Source organism: Runella zeae DSM 19591 (assembly GCF_000423565.1).
GTDB classification, from domain to species: Bacteria; Bacteroidota; Bacteroidia; order Cytophagales; family Spirosomataceae; genus Runella; species Runella zeae.
This window is the reverse complement of record NZ_KE384037.1, coordinates 268,803-292,996: the sequence shown is the minus strand read 5'-3', so window position 1 is coordinate 292,996 and position 24,194 is coordinate 268,803. Positions and strand designations below refer to the sequence as shown.

Sequence of the window (24,194 nt, the reverse complement as noted above, 5' to 3'; positions counted from 1 at the left end):
AAAATAAGTAAAAAAATCCTATTTCTCACTAAGTGTTTTCTGCGGACAAAAACGTCTATCTCAAAAACAGGTTTAAATAAAACGTTTCCAAGAAAAAACTTATCTTTATATAGAAAATGAGAATGGTCAAGCATACTATGGAGGAAGAAGATAAGGCCCAACCGGTTTTTGGGAGGCATGAGCGAGAAAATCCCTCAACCAAACATACGGTGCTTGACCCCGAACGGATGATTAGAGTCGCTTTTGAGACCAACCCCGATACTGGCATAGCGTTGTTGTTTCAGCAATATTACCCATTGTTGTGCAGCCATGCCGTACGTTATGTTTCTTCCAAGGCCATTGCCGAAGATATTGTTTCGGATATTTTTTATGAGTTTCACACACAGCATTTATACCGCACCATTACTACTTCTTTTCGGGCGTTTTTGTTTACATCGGTGAGGCACCGGGCTTTCGACTACGTTAGAAGCGAAATGCGTCGCAATACGTCCTTAGACAATGCCACGCAGTTTTCGATAGCCACCACCTATGAGCCCGACTCCATTACCCAATACGAAGAGCTCTATCACGATGTCGAAAATGCCATCAACAGTATGCCTTTGAAACGCCGCCAAATCTATGTCATGCATCGTTTTGAAGGAAAAAAGTACCAAGAAATTGCCAATGAACTCAATCTATCTCTGCGAACCATTGAGGCTCACTTGTACCAAGCCATCCGTCAGATTCGGACTTCTTTGAAAGATAAGTGGCTTGTTATCGTGATGTTCATCGGAGGAGGATGGCTTTGAGACCAAAATATTCTAATAAATAATCCACATCGCTAAGTGTTTTCGACGTTTCAACACGTCTTGTTTTTAAATCATTTCATCATGAAAATGCACATAACCAAAGAAATGCTTTTCAATTACTTCGCTGGTAGAGCTACTGTTTTTCAGAAGCAAATGGTGGAGGAATGGGCGCAAAACAACGAAAACCGTGAGTTGTTTTATGCTTACTTGGCTATGTGGGAAAGCGAACATCCACAGTATATTGCTGATGCCAACGCTGCACTAGCTCGGCATCAAGAACGAATGAGAGGCTATCAGAGCCAAAAAGAAGAGGGAGAGACTTTGGAGGTATCCCCTCGACGGATGCCGTGGTGGTTTTGGGCGGCAGCGTCGATAATATTGATAGTAGCTGTTAGTGGCTGGTTATTTAGAGATGCTATTCAGTACCAAACTTACCAGACTGCTTATGGCCAAACCCAACGTTTGACATTGAGCGACGGCAGCCAAATCGTACTCAATGCCAATTCGTCGCTTCGAGTGCCACGTTTTGGTTTTGGTCACCAAACCCGTGAAGTATATCTGACAGGGGAGGCTAATTTTTCGGTGACGCATTTGCCTAATCATCAGAAGTTTATTGTCAAAACGGGGCAAGAGTTTGATGTGGTAGTGCTAGGAACCGAATTTGTGGTAAATACCCGCCCGAAAGTTGCGAAGGTCGTCCTAAATAAAGGTAAAGTACAACTGAGATATCAGGAAGGCAACAATCAAAAACAACTCATGATGAAGCCGGGCGATTTGGTAACGCTCGGAGAAGGGGGGAAAGTGAATTTACATCAGACTCAAGAGCCTCAAAACTACGCCGCTTGGCAAGATCATCGGTTTGTATTTGAAGAAACTACCTTGCAGGAAGTAGCCCAATTGTTTAAAGATAATTTTGGAGTAACTGTCGAAATCCCCGAGACCGAACTTGCCCAATGGACACTTACGGGGTCTTTTACGGCGCACAATGCCGAAGAACTTTTAGAAACGCTTACCGAAGCTGCTAATCTTACTTACCAAAAAGAAGGAAAGAAAATTATCATAACCACCAATCCATAACTCTAACGTTTTTTAAGAATGAAAAAAACAATACAAACCCTGTTGTTGGGGGTATTGCTGGGAGGGGTACAGCCAAGTTTTGCCCAATTTTTGGCCAGTGCTCAAACCAACCACAGCAAAGACGCCTCCCACAAACCCTCCCAGAAGAAACTAAAGGATGTGTTGCGCGAGCTAAAAGAGCAGTATCGGGTAGATATTTTGTTTTTTGACCGCAATGTTGATGGGCTTATGGTAATGAGCAACGTCGTCAATCCGAATGCGAAATTGGAACAAAATCTCGAAGCACTTCTCAAACCTTTGGGGCTGTATTACAAAAAATCAAAAAATGGAGGCTATGTCATTACCGACAAACGTACCGAAAGGAGGTCGGAGCAAAACGTGTCACGATTTCCCGAAGGTGACGCTCCGTCCGCCCCAAAAGCCCCAAGCCAATCCGCACCCGCAGCCATAGAGGCGCTTGCGCCGGCCGTGGGCGAAGTCAATCGGGTAGTGGATAAAATCGTAAAAGGCAAAGTAACCGATGCCGAAAAAGGAGAGTCCTTGCCTGGCGTAAACGTGATTATCAAAGGAACTCAGCGAGGCACTACTACCAATCCCGACGGGGAGTTTTCGTTAAGTGTTCCTGACGACAATGCCGTGCTGGTGTTTAGTTTTGTGGGCTACGTACTACAAGAAGTGGTAGTAGGGAGTCGCACTCAATTGTCTATTGCTCTGAATGTTGACAACAAATCGCTAGAAGAAGTAGTAGTAGTAGGATACGGAACTCAGAAAAAGAAAGACCTGACGGGGGCCATCGCCAGTGTGGATGTGGAAGCCACTCGATTGCAGCCCAATACCAATGCTTCACAAATCCTGAGAGGAACTACGGCAGGGGTGCAGGTCATTGACAATGGTCGTCCCGGACAAGCCGGAACCATAAGAATCCGGGGAATCAATTCAATTTCCGCCAATAGTTCTCCCCTTATTGTATTAGACGGGATTATCTACGCGGGTGGAAATTTGGCCGATATCAACCCCAATGACATTGAAACCATTGATATTCTGAAAGATGCCAGTTCAACGGCTATTTATGGCTCTTTGGCTACCAACGGTGTGATTGAGATTACTACCAAAAAAGGAAAATCAGGCAAGCCTAAATTTACGTTTACTACCTATTTGGGTGCTTCTGACTATGCTTTTTTACCCGCTTACCGTACACCAGAGCAGTATTTGGCGGCGCGTAAAGATGCCGAAGAAGCCGAAGGAGGAAGTGTGCCATTTTCGGTGATTGAGCAAGCTAATATTGCCGCTGGAAAAACCATTGACCCTTTCCAAGAAATCAAACAACGTGCTCCGATGTCTAATTATGAGCTCAATGTCTCAGGAAAAACAGACAGGGTAAGTTACTTTTTTTCGGGCGCTTATACCGACTCTAAATCGCCCGTTAGAGGGGATAATTTCAGCCGGTTGTCGAGTAGATTAAACTTGGGCGTACAAGCTACCGATTGGCTCAAGTTGGGTATCAATTCTGGATATTCTTCCAGAGATAACTCAGGCGTAAGAGCAAACCTCGTAGCTACTTCTTATTTAAGCCCTTTTGCAAGCTTGTATTTAGAGGATGGTGTTTCGCCAAATCCCCTTCCACAAAATTGGGGTTTAGTAGCCAATCCCTTGTTGGGAACCCTCTTAAATACCAACAAATCAATCACTAATATCCTCTTTGCCAATGCCTACGCTGATGTAAATCTTTTAGAAGGTTTGACCTATAAACTCAACGGAGGCTATACCCGAACCGACTCTAAAACATTCGCTTACAGCCCTACCTATGCCCCTACCAACCGCCTAGGTTCTGGTTCAAAAAGACACGGAGAAACTCAGAATTTTACCTTAGAAAATATTCTTAAATACCAACGCCGATTTGCCCAAGACCACAGTCTTGATTTGACGGTACTTTATGGGATTTATCAGTTGTCAAATCAGTTTTCATTCCTATCAAGCCAAAATATTTTCAACGATGCCTTGGGCTACAATTCATTGGAAATTGGCGAAGGATATGCCATTGACGTAGGCGCAACTCAAAACCGCCAAATCTCTTCGATGGCGCGCTTGGGCTATTCGTTGAAAAGTAAATACTTTTTTACTTTAAGTGTGCGTAGAGACGGCTTTTCGGCTTTCGGAGAAGGGCGTAAATTCGGAACTTTCCCTTCCGCTGCTTTTAGCTGGAATATAAGTGATGAAGATTTTATGAAGGATGTTAAAAAAATTGACTTTCTTAAACTTCGGGCTTCGTGGGGACGCAATGGAAACCGAGGCGTGAGCGAATACTCTTCTTTGAGCCAAGTTGGACAGCGAAATTATGTTTTTGGAGACGGCCAACCCGTATCAATCGGTCTAATCCCTACCACGCTTGCCAATCCGAACTTGGGTTGGGAAACCACCGAAAGTTTCAATATTGGTACCGATGTTCAGGCTTTTTCAAGTCGTATTTCGGCTTCGCTCAATTTTTATGTTTCCAACACCTTCGACCTGCTCCTCAATCAAACGATTCCGAATACCAACGGCTTTGAGGTTTTCTTGCGCAATATTGGAAAAACCAAAAACAAAGGATTTGAATTAGACCTCAAAACCAAGAATATCGAACGCGGCGATTGGGGATGGAATACCAATATCGCTTTTTCGCTCAATAGAAACAAAATCGTACAACTCACGGGCAGAGATATCAACAACGACGGCATCGAAGACGATGACATTGCCAGCGGGTGGTTTATTGGGCAGCCTTTGGGTACGAATTTCGACTACGTATTTGATGGTATTTTCCAACAAGGAGACGATTTGTCTTTAATTCCCGGTTCTAAGCCCGGAGATATAAAATTTAAAGACATCAGTGGCCCCAATGGCGTACCTGATGGCAAAATCACGCCTTTAGACCGCGCGGTATTACATAGCAATCAGCCTAATTTTATTTTAGGAATAACCAATATTATCAATTTCAAGAAATTTAGCTTGTCTTCTACCGTCAATATCAGAGAAGGAGGCTATAGTTCTAGCTCGCTCATTAACCCGGGTTCCAACTTTTTTGACCAAGCCAATTTCCTCAATCTTCCTTATTGGACACCCTCTAATCCTATCAATACGCATCCCCGCATCAACTACCGTAATCCACTCGGCTATGGTTTTTACGAAAGCCGCAGTTTCACCAGATTGCAAGATGTGTCATTGTCTTACAATTTTTCGGATGCTTTGATGAAGAAGTTGAAAATAGCCAACCTTCAAGTATATGTCAGTGGCAAAAACCTATTTACGTGGACCAAATGGAATGGCTGGGATCCTGAGTTTGGGGGAGGCGGCCGCGACCCAGGCACCAATGGCCCCTTGCTCAAAACATTCATTGGCGGTATCAACATGTCATTTTAACATTTTAGGAAACATGAAATCAAAATTTAAAGCCATATTACTTCTTTCACTTTTCGGGGTTACCACTTCCTGTAGTGACGACTTTTTAAAAGAAGTTCCTTTGGATAGATTTAGTCCAGAAAACTTACTGACCAATACGGCAGGGTTTGATGCCGCCGTGGTAGGTTTGTACGAAGGGTCACGTCAAGAGCATATCATTGCGTCCAACAACTTTGAGTACATGACCGTAGGAACCGACCAAACCCAATGGGGAAGAAATGACTCACGCGGAAATAAAGACTACAGTCTTCTCAACCCTAATTTAGATGCAACCATTGTTTATTGGGATTGGGCGTATAAAACCATGATTTTACGTGCCAATACCATTCTCGATGGTCTCAATAACCCCAACCTCAGCATCAAGACCGAAGACTTGAACAATATCAAAGGGCAAGCGCTGTTTTTTCGGGCATACACCTACAATTTTTTAGCAAATATTTATGGCGGTGTGCCGATTGTGAAGCAAACAATCACCGAACCCAAATTTGATTTTGTAAGAAACTCTCGGCTCGAAGTACTCAATTTTGCGGCCAAAGATTTGGAAGAAGCCATAACCCTATTACCGCTCCAAGTCAAAGACGGGCGTATCCCTAGAGCGGCGGCGTTTCACCTGTTGAGCGAAATTTATATCTCAATCGGAATGGAATCTAAGGATGCCTCCTTCTACGATAAATCCATCAGTGCGGCTAGTAAAGTGATTAATAAAGAAGCGGGCGACTATCAAATCATGACGGCTAGATTCGGAGCCGCAGCGGCACGGCCTGGGGATGTTTTTTCTGACCTTTTTGCCAACGGACAAGTCAACTACTCGGCAGGTAACAAAGAGGTGATGTGGGCTTGGCAATTTGAAAGTACCAACGTAGGCGGAAGCTTTTCAACTTCTTCAGCCAATAACAGCATTCGTTATTGGGGACCAGAATACGACCGATTACAAACGCCAAATCGCGTTTTGAATGTGGTAGCTGATAGCATAGGAAGGGGTATTGGGGTCAACTCTCCTACCAATTACGCCAAGTATGACGTTTGGGCCTTAGACCCTAAAGACATGAGAAACTCCGTTTATAATATTCGTCGCACCTTTTACTACAATAATCCTGCCGACAAAGATTATTTTGGGAAACCCATTGTTGTCAAAAAAGGGTCTAACGGCAATTTGTTTTTGGCTCGCAACGACGGTACGCTCACGACCATTGCCATCGATACATTGCGCCAATATTATCCTTACTTCCGAAAAATTGAGGGCTCTTCCATCAATAACGATATACTTTCGGGTAATACCTCCAAAGATTTTAGCCGCATGAGGGTTGCCGAAACTTATTTGCTAAGAGCCGAAGCCTATTTCAGAAAGGGTGATTTGGAAAATGCTGCGAAAGACATCAACGTAGTTCGAGGTCGTGCCAAAGCTACCTTAATCAACGCCTCCAAAGTAACCGAGGATTTTATTTTGGACGAAAGAACGCGTGAATTGATTGTGGAAGAACCAAGGCTGCGTACCTTGATTCGTATGGGGCGTTTGGTAGATAGGGTGAGAAAATACAATTCAGAGCCGTCGGTGCCTAACGGGCCTTCTTCAGGTAAAACAATCCAAGATTTTAACAAGTTTTGGCCCATTCCCCAAAAAGTAATTGATGCCAACACGGGAGCCAAATTTGAGCAAAACCCAGGCTATTAATCAATTAAATTTTACCCGCAGACCAACGCAGATTTAATACCGCAGAATGACGCAGATGTTTGACTTTCAGCGAAAATCAGCGGTTTTAAATTTCCTCGAATTTCTGCGGGGGTAAAATTAAATTCTCAAGATAAATATGACACTCAACCGACGAACTTTTCTAAAACAAACTTCTCTGCTAACGGCCTCTTTGCACATGGCATTGGGAGAAGCTTCAGCGGCTGCTTCTAAGTCGATTATTTTGCGTTCGTCGTGGCAAACGGTTAACATTGGAGACATTGGTCACACACCGGGAGTATTGGCTCTTCTGGAAAAACACTTGCCTGATGTAGAAGTACGGCTGTGGCCGTCAAGTGTGGGCAATGGCGTAGAAGAACTCATGCGTCGTCGTTTTCCCAAAGTGTCTATCATTAAAAGCCCAAGTGAAATCGCTACGGCTTTTAATGAGTGTGCATTTTTGCTGCACGGCTCGGGGCCTTCCTTAGTGGCCCGCAAAGACGTAGAGCGGTGGCACAAAGAAACAGGTAAATCCTATGGAATATACGGCATCACTTTTCCGGGGGTATATAGTCCTGACCCCAAGGCGTCGGTGACCGCCAATCCTCTTGATATAGAACTTTTAACCAATGCACGTTTTGCCCTTTTTCGGGATTCGATTTCGTTGGATTTTGCTAAAAAAAATGGGGTAAAATGCCCAATCATGGAGTTTTGCCCCGACGGAGCCTTTGCGGTGGATTTGCGAAATGAAGAAGCTGCTACTCTTTTTCTAAAAACGCACGGCTTGGAAGAAGGCAAGTTTATGTGTGTGATTCCACGAACTCGTTTTACTCCGTATTGGGAAATTCCGGCTAAAAAAACTCCTTTTGACGAGCAGCGATATCTTCGCAACGAAGCTATGAAAGAGCATGATAACGCTCCTCTGCGGCAGGCTATTATTGAGATAGTACGTCAGACTCCCATGAAAATCTTGATTTGCCCCGAAGACGAAACCCACGTAAAACTTGGTAAAGAGATTTTGTACGATAAACTTCCCGACGACGTAAAACAAAAGGTGGTCTGGCGCGATAGATATTGGCTTACCGACGAGGCAGTAAGTACTTACGTCCGCTCGGCAGGCTTGTTCGGTCTGGAAATGCACTCGCCCATTATGTGCATCGGCAATGGAATCCCTGCCATTGTAGGTCGTTTTTTTGAACAAACCAGCAAAGGCGTGATGTGGCGTGACATTAGCCTTGGCGATTGGCTGTTTGACATGGACAATGAGCAAGACGTTGCTCGTTATGTACCTACGGTGTTGGCCATGGCTAAAAACCCCAAAGCCGCCAAAGCCAAAGCCGCCAAAGGCAAAAAATACGTAGAGCAACGCCAACGGGAAACGATGAATTTATTAAAAGAAAATTTAAAGAGGTAAATAGGATATGACACTCAACCGACGAACTTTTCTAAAACAAACCTCCCTCTTTGCCGCCTCTTTACACATGGCGTTGGGAGAAGCCTCAGCGGCTGCTTCTAAGTCGATTATTTTGCGTTCGTCGTGGCAAACCGAAAATATTGGTGACATTGCCCATACGCCCGGAGTATTGACCCTTTTAGAAAAATATTTACCCGACGTAGAAGTACGCCTTTGGCCTTCCAATGTCAAAAATGGCGTGGAAGAAATGCTGCGAAAGCGTTTTCCAAAACTACGCATCATCCAAACACCCGAGGAGATTCAACAGGCATTTACGGAATGTGTGTTTTTACTTCATGGCTCTGGCCCCTCGTTGGTAGCGAAGCAAGATGTGGAGCGTTGGCGCAAAACCACCGGTAAACCTTACGGCATTTATGGGATTACGTTTCCTGGCGTTTATGGATTTCCAGAAGATAGACAAAAAGTAACCCCTCTCGAAATAGACCTCTTGACCCAAGCCCGTTTTGCGTACTTCAGGGATTCGGTATCCATGGAATTTGCTAAAACACACGGGGCAAAATGCCCTATCATGGAGTTTTGCCCGGACGGTGCTTTTGCCGTGGATGTCAGAGACGACCAAGCTGCGGATGCTTTTTTGCGTGAGCACGGCCTCGAAACGGGTAAGTTTTTGTGCGCGATTCCTCAGTTGCGTTTTTCGCCTTGGTGGGAGTTGCCTTCCAAAAAGCAAAGCATCAATGAAGCCAAGCACGCGCACAACGAAAAAATGAAAGAGCAGGATAACGCCCCCATTCGGGAAGCAATCATTGCCGTGGTACGCCAAACCTCGCTCAAAGTCTTGCTCGTACCCGAAAATGCGACTCAAATGCGCATTGGGAAAGAAATGCTCTACGACCCACTCCCCGATGATGTCAAAAAGAAAGTGGTATGGCGTGATAAATATTGGCTTACCGACGAAGCTGTGAGTACGTACATTCGTTCGGCAGGTTTGTTTGGACTGGAAATGCACTCACCAATCATGTGCATTGCGCAGGGGATTCCCGCCATTGTCTGTCGATTTGAAGAACAGACTAGCAAGGGATTTATGTGGCGTGACATCGGGCTGGGCGATTGGCTCTTTGACATGGACACGCCAAGTGATGTCGCCAAGATTGTTCCCACAGTACTCGAAATGGCAAAGAACCCTAAAGCTGCCAAAATGAAGGTCAAGAAAGCTCAAGCGTTTGTCAAACAACGCCAAGCAGATACTATGAATGTGTTGAAAAAGAATGTTTTCACTACTTGAAAGGCTCAACCCTGCCGACGTTCAAAACAACCCTGCCGACGTTTTGAACGTCGGCAGGGTTGTTTTGAACGTCGGAAGCGTTCGATAGCGTTTCATAAAAGATAAAAAATGAACTAGTCCCATGCCAACTACCCGTCGCGAATTTCTTAAACTTTCTACCCTTGCCGCTTCTACTTTTCAGATGTCTTCAGATGAAATATTGGATGCGAATAGTATGTCAAACGTATTAGCCAAAACCCCCACCATACTACTCCGCTCTTCGTGGAACGACAACAACATTGGGGACATTGGCCACACACCGGGTACTTTACGTTTGTTGGAAAGACATATCCCCGAAGCGCAAATTATCCTATGGCACGCCCAATCTCGTCCCGTTACGGAGGCATTGGTTAGCAAGAATTTTCCAAAAGTTAAAATCGTGCATGGGGCATTTTTCAACCAAGACGAAGGCTTACAGGGAGAATTAAAAATGGCTTTTGAGCAAGCAGATGTTTACATTCATAACTCGGGGATGTCGATGAACTATGGACTGTTCAATTATGAATGGACTGGAGTCATGTCCAATCTTGCTCCCTTTTATTATTGCATCGAAAACAAGATTCCTTTTGGACTCTACGGGCAGTCTTTCGATAAGTTTGCGCCGCCCGCGTTATCACTTTTTCGGGATGTACTGAGCCGTGCTTCTTTTATCTATTGTCGTGATACCGAGTCGGTTAAATTTCTGAAAGACAATCAGTTCAAAACCCCAATCATCGAATTTGGACCCGACGGATGTTTTGGCATTGATGTACGAGATGAAGCTAAAGGGCTCGCATACCTTCGTCAGGCAGGGTTGGAAGAAGGGAAATTTTTGGTCGTGGTAGTGCGTACCAATACGCCGCATCTCAACACTACCGGGAAAGGCGACATGATGAACCCCGCCCCTACACCAGAGCAACAGCAGCAAGATACGCTACGGCTGGGAAAAGTGAAGGATTTAATCAGTCAGTGGGTCACGACTACGGGCATGAAAGTTTTGATTGCACCCGAGGCATTGAAAGAGACTAAATACGCCAAAACGATGCTTTACGACCAATTGGACGAAAACATCAAGGCCAAAGTGGTATGTCGCGAGACCTTTTGGAGTGCCGACGAAGCCATGTCGGTGTATGCCCGAGCGCACACGATGTTTGGAATGGAGCCCCATTCGCTTATTATGGGCTTGGCGTTGGGGGTGCCCGTGGTTCATGCTCGCCCGCTCAAACACGGTCGTAAAGGGTGGATGTTTCGAGATATTGGCGTACCAGAATGGCTTTTTGAAATCGATCAAGCGCCTGCTGCCGACATCACAGGTGCGGTATTAGCGATTTACAAAGATTACAAAACGGCCAAAGCCAAAGCTCAAAAAGCCATGGATGTAGTCCGCAACCGCCAAAAAGAAACCATGTCTGTGGTGAAAAAACTGGCGATGACTTGAGTACTCACTCTGTGTAACTCAGAGAAATACTTCGTGAAACTCTGTGACCAAAAAAGTCACTATCCACATAAAAAACCAATCTCATGCCCCTCAATCGTCGTCAATTCATACAACAAAGTAGCCTGCTGTCAGCAGCTGCGATGATTCCTTTTTTGTCGCAAGCAACCCAAAAAAGCGACCCTGTATTACTTATTACGTCGGGTTGGCAAGATGTCAATATCGGCGATATTGCCCATACGCCTGGGTTGATTGGATTGTTGAAAAAACGTCTTCCCAAATCGAAGATTATTCTGTGGAAGAAAAGCAAAAGTGAGAAGGTGGAAACCATGCTCAATAAATACTATCCCGACGTAAAAATTATTCACGGGGCAGTAGATAAGGAGTTTCTGCCCCAAACAGAAGAAGTAAAGCGAGCATTTCAAGAAGCCGATTTTTTCCTTCATGGCTCAGGCCCCTCGGTTGTTGCGACCGATTATCTACAGGCTTGGCACAAGCAAACCCAGAAACCGTTTGGTATTTTTGGAGTTACTACGCAAAATGTTTCTCCTGCTTTAAAAGACTTATTACAACACGCCTCGTTTGTTTTTACGCGTGAAACAGCCTCTATTCAAAAGCTAAAAGAAGCGGGCGTACAAGGGCCGCATATCGCTTTTGCTCCTGATGCTACCTTTGTTTTGGAAATCCATGATGACCAAAAAGCCAATCAGTTTATTCAGGAAAATAAATTGGAACATCGCAAATTCATTTGTGTCATTCCGCGCCTTCGCGTGACGCCTTATTACAAAATCAGGCCCAGTGGCTGGAGTGAAGAACGTATCAAGGAGGTCAACGAACTCAACGACAAGTGGAAAGAAATCGACCACGCCAAGGTACGTGAAGCCATGATAGCTTGGGTACGCAAGACGGGTAACAAAATCGTAGTTTGTCCCGAAATGACCTACCAAGTGGATATTATTGATGAACTGTTGGTCAATCCACTCCCCGACGACGTCAAGCCATTTGTGGTAAAGCACGGCTATTGGCTTCCTGACGAAGCGGCTTCGCTGTATGCCCATGCCCACACCGTATTGAGCTACGAATGTCATTCTCCGATTATTGCCGCTGCCAATGGTACTCCTGCTTTTTATTTACGCCAACCACAAGACACGATTAAGGGGCAAATGTACTATGATTTGGGCCTGAAAGACTGGACGTTTGAAATTGAGGAAACCACAGGAAAGCAGATTACCGACCGCCTCATGGAAATCAACGCCAATTACAGTGCGGCTCTTAAAAATGTAAAACAATCCATCAAAAAAGTAGATAAACAATACGACGAAGCCTTTGAGGTGATTCGACAGAAAGTTTAGGTATTTGTTCTACATTGTGTTGAGTGGAACTACAAATAGTAGATTTTTGAAGAGATATTTATACAAATAAGCTTTGTGAGAAAGGGTAGTTTTGGAGCTTGTTTTTCTTCATTGATAAAAGCACAATTATTGAGTCAATGATTCGAATCAATTCTACTATTACTACTGCCGATTTAGCCGCCAAGCTTCAACGTTTTTGGGAACTTTCGGCTCAAAAAATAAATGCCATTGAGCACCACTACGATGTATCAAAAGGCTCTCCTGTTTTTACCATAAAAGGCCAATATTCGACGCGTGGCTGGACCGAATGGACCCAAGGGTTTCAGTTTGGTTCAGCCATTTTGCAATATGATGTGACGGGAGAAAAAGAATTTTTGGAAATAGGGCGCAAAAACACGGTTTCGGTGATGGCTCCTCACGTAAGTCATATTGGAGTTCACGACCACGGCTTCAACAACGTCAGCACCTATGGCAACTTGCTTCGGCTGATGCATGAAGGCAAAATAGAGTTTAATGAGTGGGAAAAAAACTTCTATGAGCTTGCTCTGAAAATCTCCGGTGCAGTACAAGCAAGCCGCTGGACGAGCATCAAAAACCGCGATGGTAGCTCCAATGGCGGTTTTATTCACTCTTTCAACGGCCCTCATTCGTTGTTTGTGGATACCATTCGGTCGTGTCGGGCGTTGGTGGTGAGTCATCAGTTAGGCCACGTTTTTCAAGGCGAAGGCGATGTCAAAATCAATCTATTAGAACGCGCCTTACAACACATCAAAGCTACGGCTGATTTCTCGGTGTATTATGGCGAAGGCCGCGACTCCTATGATATTTGGGGGCGTACCGCGCACGAAAGTGTATTTAATGTCAAAGATGGCAATTTTCGTTGTCCTAATTCTCAACAAGGCTATACAGGTTTTAGTACTTGGACACGTGGTTTAGCATGGGCCATGTGTGGTTTTCCTGAGCAGTTAGAGGCGTTGGCGCAAATTTCGGATGCCGATTTGACACCTCTTGGTGGTCGGGAAGCGATAGAAGCAATGATGCTCAAAGGTGCACGCGCTACCTGCGATTTTTTTATCGAACATACACCTATCGACGGCGTACCTTACTGGGATACTGGCGCGCCTTATCTTCACAAATTGGGTGATTATCTCAATGCGCCCGCCGACCCTTTCAATGATTACGAACCCGTTGACAGTTCGGCGGCGGCGATTGGAGCGCAGGGACTGTTGAGACTTGGCAAATACCTAATTGACAAAGGTGAGGTTGCAGCGGGACAACGCTACTGGCAAGCGGGCTTGACGGTGATGCATACCTTGCTGCAAGAACCTTACCTTAGCACTGAACCTACGCACCAAGGTTTGTTGTTACATTCGATTTATCACCGTCCCAATGGCTGGGATTATGTACCAGAAGGTAGTAAAATCCCCTATGGCGAATCCAGTATGTGGGGCGATTATCATATTCGTGAGGCGGCGTTGTATCTTCAGCGTATTATCCAAGATGAGCCTTATTATGCTTTTTTGAATTGTGTAAAATAAATAATCTTAATGAAGGTGCTACTAAAATCGCTTTGCCAAGTTTAGTAGTACCTAAATCCTAAAAAATTATTTACCTCTTCCAAATGAGTACAAAATACAAACCCAAATATACTCGAATGGCGCAACTCAAAACTGCGTCTGATTTGCAAAAATACTTAGAGACGGCTGGGGTAGATTTGTCGTTTGATGAGACGCTGCTTGCTCCTGCGGAAAGCCCTTTTGCCAAACCCATTTCTTTAAAATCTGGTAAAACCATTGGTAACAGCCTGTGTATTTTACCAATGGAAGGCTGGGACGGCACATTGGATGGAAAACCTACCGAATTTACCAAAAATCGTTGGGTGAAATTTGCCATCAGTGGCGCTAAGTTATTGTATGGATGTGAAGCCGTAGCGGTTTGTCATGAAGGCAAAGCGAACCCTAATCAGTTGGTCATAAATGAAGAAAACTTTGAGGAGTTTGTACAGCTTCGGCAGTTGATTTTAGACAAACATACCGAAAGATTTGGCAATACCGACGGCTTGGTTGTTGGTTTGCAGTTGACCCATTCGGGGCGTTTTTGTAAACCCAATAGTCACAAAAAATTTGAGTCAAAAATCTTGTATTCGCATCCATTTTTAAACAAAAAATTTGGAATGGAAGCCGATTATCCTGTATTGACTGATGAAGAAATCGACGATATCATCGACAAATACATCAAAGCAGCGGTATTGGCTCAAAAAGCGGGCTATGATTTTGTGGATGTCAAGCATTGTCATGGGTATTTGGGGCATGAGTTTTTGAGTGCTATTGATAGACCCGGCAAATACGGCGGAAGTTTTGAAAACCGTACGCGTTATCTGCGCAATATTGTAGCGGGTATTCAAAAAGAAGCCCCTGGGCTAGAGATGGGGATTCGGTTGAGTGCTTTTGATTTTTTACCCTACAAAAAAGGTCCTAACGACCTTGGCCAACCCGAGGAAGCAGAGCAATATCCTTATGCTTTTGGGGGGCAACAAAACGGTCTTGGGATAGATTTGACCGAGACTAAGGCGTTTTTAGCATTAGCGCAGTCGCTTGGGATTCAGATTGTTTGTATCACGGCGGGTAGTCCTTATTACAATCCACACTTGACTCGTCCAGCGCTGTTTCCGCCTTCGGATGGGTATCAGCCGCCCGAAGAGCCACTTGCGGGTGTTCAAAGGCATATTGCGGTGACGGATGAATTAAAAAAAGCGTTTCCCGAATTAGTAATCATCGGCTCGGGTTATTCATATTTACAAGAATGGCTCCCCAATGTGGCGCAGTATGTATTGCGCAATGGCATGGCTGATAGTATCGGATTTGGGCGCATGGTACTGTCGTATCCCAATATGCCCGAAGATATGATCAATGGTCGCACCCTTACTCGCAATCTGATTTGTAGAACCTTCTCCGATTGTACATCTGCACCTCGAAATGGACTGATTTCGGGTTGTTATCCGCTGGATACTTTCTACAAAAAACGCCCCGAAGCAGAAGCGTTGAAAGCCATAAAAGACAGTATGTAAATTTGCCAAAGAAAATGGATGTATCGTTGTAGTGTGGCAGTTCGCTTTATTCGAACTTTTGATTTGTTTTTGTTATGAGAATACATGCTTTAAAGACATTAAAGTAGTTTTGGGTAAAGTATCCTGATTCTGAACCTAACTTAAGGCATTGGTATGGGAAAATTGAAGGGGCTACCTTTAAAACACCTCAAGAAATCATCGCGAGTTTTAAGGGCGCTGATTATGTAGGTAACGAACGAATTGTATTTAATATCGCAAAGAATAAATATCGTTTGATAGCAGCATTCAACTACGAATTTCAACTGTGTTTTGTGAAATTTATTGGTACTCATGCTGCCTATGATGGAATTGATGCCAAAACTGTTGATTTTAACTCATGGAAACCATAAGACCTATCAAGACAGAGCAAGAATACGAACTTGCCTTGGAAAGATTATCAAAAATTTTTCATGCTAAACCTTCGACTCCAGAAGGGGACTTATTAGAAGTGTTGTCTTTGTTGATACATGAATATGAACAAAAACATCATAAGATTGAAATATTATCGCCATTAGAAGCTTTAAAGTACGAAATGGAAGAGCAAGGGTTATCTCAAACGGGGTTGGCTAAGCGGGCTGGGATGAGCAAAAGCACGATTTCGGAAATTATGAATGGAAAAAAACAAATGAGCCTTAATTTCTTAAAGTTCTTACACAATGAGTTGGGAATTCCTGCTCACATTTTACTTGCTTATTGAGTAAGAGCATATGTTTCTAATGAAAAAAATTGCATTCGTAACGGGCGGTAGCCGAGGGATTGGACTTGGTATCGCCCAACATTTAGCTTCTAAAGGTTTTGACTTGGCCATCAATGGCGTGCGAGAAGAATCGGCCGTAGAAGAAGTACTGATGGCTTTGCGTGCGCTAGGGGCGGAGGTGATTTATTGCCAAGGTGACATTGCTTCGGCATCGGCACGGACTGCCATGTTGGCAAAAATAAAAGAGCACTTTGGTTGGCTCAACGTATTGGTCAATAATGCTGGTATTGCCCCCAAAGTCCGCAATGATATTTTGGAAGCTACCGAAGAGAGTTTTGATGAAGTACTCAATACCAATCTCAAAGGAACCTACTTTTTGACCCAAGCAGTGGCCAATTGGATGGTAGAACAAAAACACGAAACCCCTGATTTTGAAGGATCGATTATCACTATTTCGTCGGTTTCGGCTACCGTAGCTTCGGTCAATCGGGGTGAATACTGCGTGGCTAAGGCTGGCTTGGGAATGATGACCCAACTCTTTGCGGCGCGGCTGGGTGAATTCAACATCCCTGTCTATGAAGTAAGGCCGGGCATCATCAAGACCGATATGACCTCAGGCGTCACCGCCAAATATGACAAACTCATTGCCGAAGGACTTACGGTACAAGCTCGCTGGGGCTACCCTGACGACATCGGAAAGGCTGTGGCGGCGATTGCCGAAGGAGCTTTTCCGTATTCGACAGGGCAGGTTTTTGTCATTGACGGTGGTTTGACGCTGGCACGCTTGTAGCGATTTAGCGGGTTTCTTCTTTCAAAATCCACTCTTCTTCGGAGCGTTTTTCGAGTACATAATAGTAGCGTTTTTGAGCTTCTATATTCAAACTGATTTTGGGGGTAGAAATCCTTTTTTTCTTTTTATCAATGCCTTCGGCGAAGATTTCGACGGTGCCGGTTTTTATCTCCAACGCTTTGGAGGAAGTAGTGATTGCACTGATTGAGAGCGCAATGGCCGAAGGATTGACACTTTTGTCGGTTTTTAGATAAAAAAAGCCAACAGGAACCGCTTCGTCGATAAGGATTTCATACTTTGTATCTTGGAAGTTCTGAGTGTCATCAAAAAAAAGTGCTGCGGTATTGGAAGGATTGGCGACGCCTACAGCGAGCTTGTTTTTTGATACAAATCTTGCGACAAAATTGTGGGTCGATATTTCTGAACGGGCAACGACCTTGCCCGAAATGTACCAATCTGCCGAAGGTTTTACCCACTTGAAATGTTTTCCTTCCAATACATCATACACATTGATAAAGATATTGCTAGGGCCGATGATAGCCTGTTTTTGGTCCTCATCAATGTATCCCAAATGAGTTGTGCCTGCCCGGACTAGGTATCTTTTTTTTCCTTCGGGTGTTTTGCCAAGTTCTACCGATTCTGGCGGTATTTTTCCGTTGGCGTATTGATGCCAAGGACTATTGGGTACAATAGGCGTAAGGCAACCCCAATACTGAATTTCACCTTTTTGGACCGGGCAAAAATCACAAAACGAAGGTACACCGTCTTTGTCGTCGTCGGTAGATTGGGGGAAATTGGTCTTTAAAAAGCTTAATTTCAAAGCTTCTAACGCTTGGGCTTGCTGCTCTTTAAGCGCTTTTTCTTTGTTAATTTTTTCTTGTTCGAGCCTATTTTGTTCCGCAATTCGTTTTTTTTCGGCTTCTTTTTCTTTCAGCAGCAGCTCTTGTTCTGCTTGTTGTTGTTGTTTGGTTCTACTTTTCTCTTTTTTCTTTCGGTCTTCGATGTCTTCAATTTTCCTTAATTGGCTCAAACAGTGCTTATCATTGCCCCTAATACGTAGTGCTCGGTCATAGTTGCTGCGGGCACAATCGTAATCAGCCTTGGCAAAACAGTTATCGGCGCGTTCTTTATAATCTGCAAAACTGACGGTCTGGGCCCAAAGCGAGGCACTTATCCCCAACCATACACAGATTATGTGGAAAACTTTCATAATGTATCGACTACATGAGTGAATTTTAAGGTAAGTTAGTGATTTTTAATGAATTTCTGAGGGGAAGAATTAAGCTCCCCATATTCTTAAATGGCCTCTCTGCCAAAAGTACCTTTGTGGATGATGACTAAACTCCCAACGCGTACGTTTGGGAGCAATGTGTTGATTTAAACGGTTACTCCATGGTCTCATATGATGGGGTAGGATTTCCATGCCCATACCAGATATTTGTCTTCTTTGTGAGTCATTTACACCATACCGCCAACTTTCATTTCCTTGTCCGTTAACATGATGTAATCCAATCATATGAGAAAATTCGTGGGCTACAGTTACTTGGCGATAGGCAAAAGGTACATCTCTATCATATATGCCATCTTTATTGTCGTCAGTGGGGGTTGAGCCTTCTGAGGGAAAGGGAAATTCAAGTGTTTGGGCATCATGAATAGTAAAAACTCCCCAATGCCCCCGATTGCTTACATACGAACGGAAATTAGCGGAATGCTCTCGAGAGGGATCAGGTTTAATACAATAAGCAGTGAAATGAGGGTTTGCAGAAACGTCCTTGACTTTAACTCGACAAAGTACTGGTAACGCCTCATCATAATTCAATGCTTCGTTTCTATACCATCCTCTGGCAGGATTTAACCAATACTGGTTGTCCCAAGCGGTTTCTATAGCATTCAATAATTTTTGTTGCAATGGTACAAATTCGCTAGAATGATTCCATTGACATAAAGGAAAAACCCCATGTCTATCTCTCAATTCTCCATTTTGAGTGATGCCTTCAAAAGTCCATTCGGGAGTTTGTATAATACGTAATCTTCCAGGCACAGAGCTATTGCCATCGATAGCTACAAACTGAATGTTCATTTCAAGCGTTAGTTGTGCTGTATGCCCTTGAATTGTGAGGGACGAGTCATATTTTCTGCCTGCGATATGAGTTTGCATAATGAGTCATAAATTACGATACTCTAGTAAATAGACTTGTTCTAGTTTGATAATCAGGATTTTAAGAAATAAAAATCTATTGCTTTAGAATTAGATATGGTTATGAGATGCTACTATTTTTAGCCAATTCTTGGGCTATTTAATGGTATGAGTAAATGTGTTTTTTGTTAAATAATTGATATTGAATGTGTAAGTAAGTAGAATAAAGCGTTCCGTTGTTTATCAAAAAATAACGAGTTTGCCATTTCAAATCCCCTAATTTTAGGGTTTCTGTTGGTAGTTATTTACCAAGGGCGTAAATTATTAATAGGCCTATTGGGACTTTGATGGTCTAACCTTCCGTGCCTTATACCTATAGCAGACCATCGCAATGCTAAATTAGTAGGGATCGATGTGGGAGTATCAGGATTTGATCTCATTAAAGGCTCAAAAAAAGGGATTGAATTAAAGTAATAATGACTAGTATCATCAATAGCTCTAGCGAGGGTTTTAACAGCATCATATCCTAATACCAGAGTGGCAGCCATACCCGCTTCATCGATATCTGAAATAGGAATATCTATCCCGTAAGTCTCCCTCATTGAGCGTCTGAAATTCCCAGAACCTACCATATTTCTACTTACAAAATAGTGATCAGCCGCAGTAATGATGTCGTTGGTGGCTCCAGGTTGGTTTCTGTCCCTGACTATATTTCCATAGGCGTCGTTTATTATATCAGCCGCACTTCTACCAGCAGCAGAATTTCTGCGAGCTTGTTCTAAATAATGATTGATTAGTGCTAGCACTTCTCTATCTTGAGATGACATTGACATTGACATTTCATTAAAAGGGTTTAAAGTTTACCTAAAAACATAATACTGCAATCGTTTGTCTGAATAGCCCCAGCTACGAAGCTGCTCATCGGTAAGCTCGGTACTCGCTACCGTAAGCGTAAAATCGCGACAGGGGTCACCTTGGGGTTTGGCATTGATCCAACGATAAACAGGCACATAAGAAAGGCCATCATTGGGCGGGCGGCGGTAGGCATAAAACTGAAACTCTTTGTCTTTGTATCCCCAACTTAACAATTGATTATCAGTAAACTCATGCTCTCCAAACATGATAGAAGCACTACAATTGGGCATAGTCCAGCGATAAACGGCGATGGCATTGGGATCATTGGGACGATTGCGTAAGCCCGAAAATTGATACATTTTGCTCTTAAAACCCCAACCCATTAACTGTTGGTCGGTGTGGCGTCCTTCGGGCATAGATTCAAAATCTCCAGTGACTGGCGAAATCCACCGAACTACCCGTATTTTGTCGGAGGCTTTGAGAGGTGCAGGTACTAGCACTTCAAACGAAGACACCACCACTTCTTTGCCATCAAAAGGAATAAAAGCATCACGCCCTCGACTTTTTCCGATGTGGAGCCCTCCACCCATATTGGCACGGGCAATGTAGAGAGGAGCACCATTGGCTTCTTGGCCTGCTACAATGGCATTGGGTGGCACACTTTGCCCTGCCCTAACCAATGTCCAAGTTCCCGTGCCAGTATATACGCTGAATGTATTCTGGACAATTTCGAGACCGCCATAGGGAATAAATGCTTCTCTTGCATTGGCTCTGACTTTGCCAATCACGATACTACCATCGAAAGGAGAACGGGCAATGTACAGAGGCGTTCCGTCTGCTTCATAACCTGCTTGTAAGGCATTAGGTGGTATTTGTCCATTTTTTACTACAAACCACATTTTATAGTCATTCATGACAGGAACATTACTAGAGCGATTTACTGAAGAAGTAGACGAAGGGTTTGTAGAAGTGTTAGCCGCCGGATCAACGGGGTCGTTGACTTGTAAGAAGTTCCAGCTTCTTTGTCGGTAATCGCCCGTAAAGCGCACCACGGGTTGAGCCCTTATATCGAGCAATACCGTACGCTTAGGTTCTCTGTTGGGCATTATTATTTCTACCTTGATCTGGTCGATATTCCAGTTGTCATAATCCTGAAATGCTTGCGTAGGGCTGCCGTTGTGTTTAATAGTCAGCGATCTAAAGTCGCTTGGCAAAATCCCGTCAAAAGAATCTTGGTAGGTATGGGTCGAGAAATTGCCCCAGCCTTGTCCTTCATTCAAATCAATGTTTTTCCAAGGTTGGCGATTTTTGAAATAAATATCAGCCGTTGCTGATTGTCCTCCCCGTAGGTCGTCGCCACCTGTTTTGATAGTAATGACTATGTAAGGTTGTCCTAGGCGTTGGGCTTGGCTATCAAACTTCAGCGCAAGCAACAATATTTGAATAAAAAACAAGGTGACTTTAAAACGTACCATAGCCATTGTTGAAATTGTGTTTATTTGGGTTTAGCAAAAAGAGTCCAAGCCAGCGGGTAAAGCCCACTGTTGCGAAAAATGTCTTACTAAGTTTTGCGGCTTTGGGAGGTGAAAAATACTCTGGCGTTGAGCAAAGCCGTTTTTGATGTCCGAATTAACTATTACAAATTTTAGGGCTAGTTCTTATAAAATCAATACAATCCTATCCAACGGTAGTGCTTTTTAAAGAAAGCCTGCTACTAAGATAAGCGCTGTAAATAAGCTTCCTGAAAAACAAACACACTATCAGAATGCATAAGGTTGATGTGAAGACACAACTCCCACATATCCGTTGTTGACTCTATATATCCCAATTCCACAATGAGCAAACTATAGTTGGGGTGGGATTTTTCTTCAGTGTGCGCTACCTGTCCTTGTCCCACAATTTCAAACCACAGTTGAGTCGCAAAATTATGATGTTCTTGTACTCTTCTTACTTTAAAAATGACCCTATGACAGCCTTCATTTATGAAGTGAAAACTAAAGCGTACTTGGCCCGGCGGCAGATATTGGGCCAGATGTTTGGATAGCGGCTGCCAAGTAGCTTGATTGGATGCGGGGTCGTATTCGCTATTGTTGTAAAAAAAAAGACGTGTTTTACGGTTGTCAGAAATGGGTTTTTGGACACTTGCAAGGCTAATCAGGGCAGCTTTGTTTCCGCATTCTTTAAAAACAGGCGTGAATTTTTGTAAGGGTTTCATCATAACAATTTTGGGAAATAAATCACCTATGAGAAGGCTAAAAGCTTGCCTAACAAAGGTCGGGAATTGCCCAAAATCAAAAAATCCCCAATTTTGGGGATGTAAGTGGGGAGCTACTATAATTCAACGATTATTTGCGTCGCCGAGGATTTTTGAATTGTTCTACTTTTACAAAATCGTTAGGAGTACTTACTTGTATTGTATTTTGTTGAAGGAGTTGATCTAAAGAACTTAGAGGTTTGCTCATAAAATCTTTTTTATCGATTTGAAATGTAAAAGGAAGAATGTTGTCGGCTGTTAACTCCAATCTTCGATAATTATCGTTTTCGATATAAATCGATAATCCGAAATTCGGTAATCCTAAAAAGGTATTTAGAGTGTTCTTTATCTCTGGTACATTCAAGAACTCTAAAGAAAATATTGACTCTACCCCACTTTCATTTTGTCGATAAGTGATAGCGGTGATAAATTTAAACTCATTTGGTGTTACATTGGCATTTGTAATATGTATGAGTGGAAGAAAGTTTGATTTGTACAGATGACTTCTTAGAATTTGAAAGTTTTTAATAGTTTGGCTAAGTTGAATTTCAGCTACTCTTAAACTAGTAGGTTGTAAAATGTTATTTTCTTCTGGCTTTTTTCCTAGCGTTTTAATGGAGCCTCGTTTGATTCCTTCTAAGGGTACATTTGCTATGCTAAGAAATTCATGAGAGACTGCGGATGAATCTTCTATAAGTGTTTTAGCGACTGATACCAAATTTTCAAGAAGAGAATTTGTCTTGACATTGGCATCATGCAGAGAGAAGTTTTGAGTATCAAGAGATGAGTTAAGGGGAGGAGTGTCTTTAAAATAAAAAATACCTGCCATCTGGTTTCTTGTGACGCCTGTGTTTTGGGTCATTGTTTGTAAAAAATAACTATAACTCAAAACATAGTGTTGCCCCTTTTTATCAGGCTTGGGGTCATAAATGTATAGCCATTTTCCAGTTTTGTTTTCCTCATAGCCATATATATTGACAAAATGGCTATTTGGTGACTCAAATATAGGAAAACAATGCACCAAAATTTTTCCACTATCTACAATCGCTGTAATGCTTTTCCAAAATAAGTTGGGTAGTTTTGTAAGATATTTAGAAAAAATACTATTATTAAGTAAATTCTCTAACTCCGTTTTCTGAATAGAGGCATTATTTCCTCGTTTCCCTAATTGGGTTAAAAAATCTGCTTCTGTCTTTTTGTCTGTTTCGTTAGGGAATTGAGAAAAGACATTTGTAAAGGAAGCTGCCCAGCAGCTTTCAGCATAAGTTTGAGGTTGGAATATAGCTCTATTTATATGTTGTTTTATCATATTTTTTATTAGTTAGAGGGGCTTACTGCTACACCAGGGCCAGGGCCGCCGCCGCCGCCTTTCCACGAATCTATGATTTCATAAAAAAGTTCATAGAAGCCTTCACTTATAATTTCAATTCCAAAAACACAATAAGAAAAAATATAACTTTCTAATTTTACCGAAATGTCTTCAAGGTCCTTCTTTAAAATTAAAAAAGAGGTGTTGCTCAGGTTGTCATTTTTTTTGAATCCTGCTTCTTTGAGTTGTTTGCTTGAAATAAAAACTTTCTTGCCGTCAATTTTTAAAAAAGCTTTCTTATCTTCGCCAAACAAAACATAAGCTATAGTTGTGATGCTGGGATATTTGTTTGCTTTGATCTTGCTCGTAACAACATAAAATCCAATGCTTTCAAAGCCGTCGGTAGCTAGTATGTCGTCAATGCCTATTTTGTTGAGTAGGAGAGGACGAAAATTGATTTGGTCAGTAAGTTCTTGAAATGTGTGTAATGATGCCATAAAATATGAAAGGTATGAGTTTAGTAACTTTAAATGAATTTCTGAATATATTGATGATGGTTACATCATTTTTGTTGGTTCT

General features: G+C 43.0%; 19 protein-coding genes and 1 pseudogene. 13 read left to right on the top strand and 7 right to left on the bottom strand.

Going from position 1 to position 24,194, the window contains the following annotated elements; all coding sequences use genetic code 11:
* The first annotated feature begins 122 nt into the window (after positions 1-122).
* The 13 genes and pseudogenes from G563_RS0122105 to G563_RS0122050 all read left to right on the top strand — a co-directional run bounded on the left by G563_RS0122105 (position 123) and on the right by G563_RS0122050 (position 17,060).
* On the top strand, positions 123-788 hold the full coding sequence (locus tag G563_RS0122105) for an RNA polymerase sigma-70 factor (RefSeq protein ID WP_229598550.1): 666 nt from the start codon (positions 123-125) through the stop codon (positions 786-788).
* Between the two features lie 81 nt (positions 789-869).
* Entirely contained in the window at positions 870-1,865 is a 996-nt protein-coding gene (locus G563_RS0122100) for a FecR family protein (protein ID WP_028667231.1), read from the top strand.
* Positions 1,866-1,883: 18 nt separating this feature from the next.
* Positions 1,884-5,258, top strand: coding sequence for a SusC/RagA family TonB-linked outer membrane protein (locus tag G563_RS0122095; RefSeq protein WP_028667230.1), 3,375 nt, complete (start codon positions 1,884-1,886; stop codon positions 5,256-5,258).
* A 13-nt stretch (positions 5,259-5,271) separates the two neighbouring features.
* Positions 5,272-6,969: a RagB/SusD family nutrient uptake outer membrane protein gene (locus tag G563_RS0122090; RefSeq protein ID WP_028667229.1), complete on the top strand. Its 1,698-nt coding sequence runs from the start codon at positions 5,272-5,274 to the stop codon at positions 6,967-6,969.
* Positions 6,970-7,105: 136 nt separating this feature from the next.
* Positions 7,106-8,380, top strand: coding sequence for a polysaccharide pyruvyl transferase family protein (locus tag G563_RS0122085; RefSeq protein ID WP_028667228.1), 1,275 nt, complete (start codon positions 7,106-7,108; stop codon positions 8,378-8,380).
* Positions 8,381-8,387: 7 nt separating this feature from the next.
* Entirely contained in the window at positions 8,388-9,662 is a 1,275-nt protein-coding gene (locus G563_RS0122080; protein WP_028667227.1) for a polysaccharide pyruvyl transferase family protein, read from the top strand.
* A gap of 121 nt (positions 9,663-9,783) precedes the next feature.
* The gene (locus G563_RS0122075; protein WP_028667226.1) at positions 9,784-11,118 is read left to right on the top strand and encodes a polysaccharide pyruvyl transferase family protein; all 1,335 of its coding nucleotides are present in this window, start codon (positions 9,784-9,786) and stop codon (positions 11,116-11,118) included.
* 83 nt (positions 11,119-11,201) lie between these two features.
* Positions 11,202-12,467, top strand: coding sequence for a polysaccharide pyruvyl transferase family protein (locus G563_RS0122070; protein ID WP_037327804.1), 1,266 nt, complete (start codon positions 11,202-11,204; stop codon positions 12,465-12,467).
* Positions 12,468-12,604: 137 nt separating this feature from the next.
* Entirely contained in the window at positions 12,605-14,005 is a 1,401-nt protein-coding gene (locus G563_RS0122065) for a glycoside hydrolase family 88 protein (protein WP_028667224.1), read from the top strand.
* An 83-nt stretch (positions 14,006-14,088) separates the two neighbouring features.
* Entirely contained in the window at positions 14,089-15,534 is a 1,446-nt protein-coding gene (locus G563_RS0122060) for an oxidoreductase (RefSeq protein WP_028667223.1), read from the top strand.
* A gap of 143 nt (positions 15,535-15,677) precedes the next feature.
* Positions 15,678-15,923, top strand: a pseudogene (locus G563_RS39255) (type II toxin-antitoxin system HigB family toxin); the annotation flags it as partial.
* Positions 15,911-16,270: a helix-turn-helix domain-containing protein gene (locus G563_RS0122055; RefSeq protein ID WP_028667222.1), complete on the top strand. Its 360-nt coding sequence runs from the start codon at positions 15,911-15,913 to the stop codon at positions 16,268-16,270. The pseudogene G563_RS39255 and the gene G563_RS0122055, both read left to right, overlap by 13 nt.
* A 19-nt stretch (positions 16,271-16,289) precedes the next feature.
* Positions 16,290-17,060: a 3-ketoacyl-ACP reductase gene (locus G563_RS0122050; RefSeq protein ID WP_028667221.1), complete on the top strand. Its 771-nt coding sequence runs from the start codon at positions 16,290-16,292 to the stop codon at positions 17,058-17,060.
* Between the two features lie 4 nt (positions 17,061-17,064).
* Here G563_RS0122050 and G563_RS0122045 read toward each other — a convergent pair whose 3' ends face one another.
* The 7 genes from G563_RS0122045 to G563_RS0122015 form a co-directional block, all read right to left on the bottom strand.
* A complete protein-coding gene (locus tag G563_RS0122045) occupies positions 17,065-18,270 on the bottom strand; it encodes a hypothetical protein (protein ID WP_157585549.1) in 1,206 nt (401 codons plus the stop codon).
* A 69-nt stretch (positions 18,271-18,339) separates the two neighbouring features.
* Positions 18,340-19,218, bottom strand: a complete 879-nt coding sequence (locus G563_RS0122040; RefSeq protein ID WP_028667219.1) for a hypothetical protein — start codon at positions 19,216-19,218, stop codon at positions 18,340-18,342.
* 284 nt (positions 19,219-19,502) lie between these two features.
* Positions 19,503-20,036: a hypothetical protein gene (locus tag G563_RS0122035; RefSeq protein ID WP_157585547.1), complete on the bottom strand. Its 534-nt coding sequence runs from the start codon at positions 20,034-20,036 to the stop codon at positions 19,503-19,505.
* Positions 20,037-20,057: 21 nt separating this feature from the next.
* Positions 20,058-21,527, bottom strand: a complete 1,470-nt coding sequence (locus G563_RS0122030; protein WP_169579798.1) for a DUF3421 domain-containing protein — start codon at positions 21,525-21,527, stop codon at positions 20,058-20,060.
* Positions 21,528-21,766: 239 nt separating this feature from the next.
* On the bottom strand, positions 21,767-22,270 hold the full coding sequence (locus G563_RS0122025; RefSeq protein WP_157585545.1) for a hypothetical protein: 504 nt from the start codon (positions 22,268-22,270) through the stop codon (positions 21,767-21,769).
* Between the two features lie 127 nt (positions 22,271-22,397).
* The gene (locus tag G563_RS0122020) at positions 22,398-23,615 is read right to left on the bottom strand and encodes a papain-like cysteine protease family protein (protein WP_028667215.1); all 1,218 of its coding nucleotides are present in this window, start codon (positions 23,613-23,615) and stop codon (positions 22,398-22,400) included.
* Positions 23,616-23,623: 8 nt separating this feature from the next.
* A complete protein-coding gene (locus G563_RS0122015; RefSeq protein ID WP_028667214.1) occupies positions 23,624-24,112 on the bottom strand; it encodes a hypothetical protein in 489 nt (162 codons plus the stop codon).
* Positions 24,113-24,194: the final 82 nt, after the last annotated feature.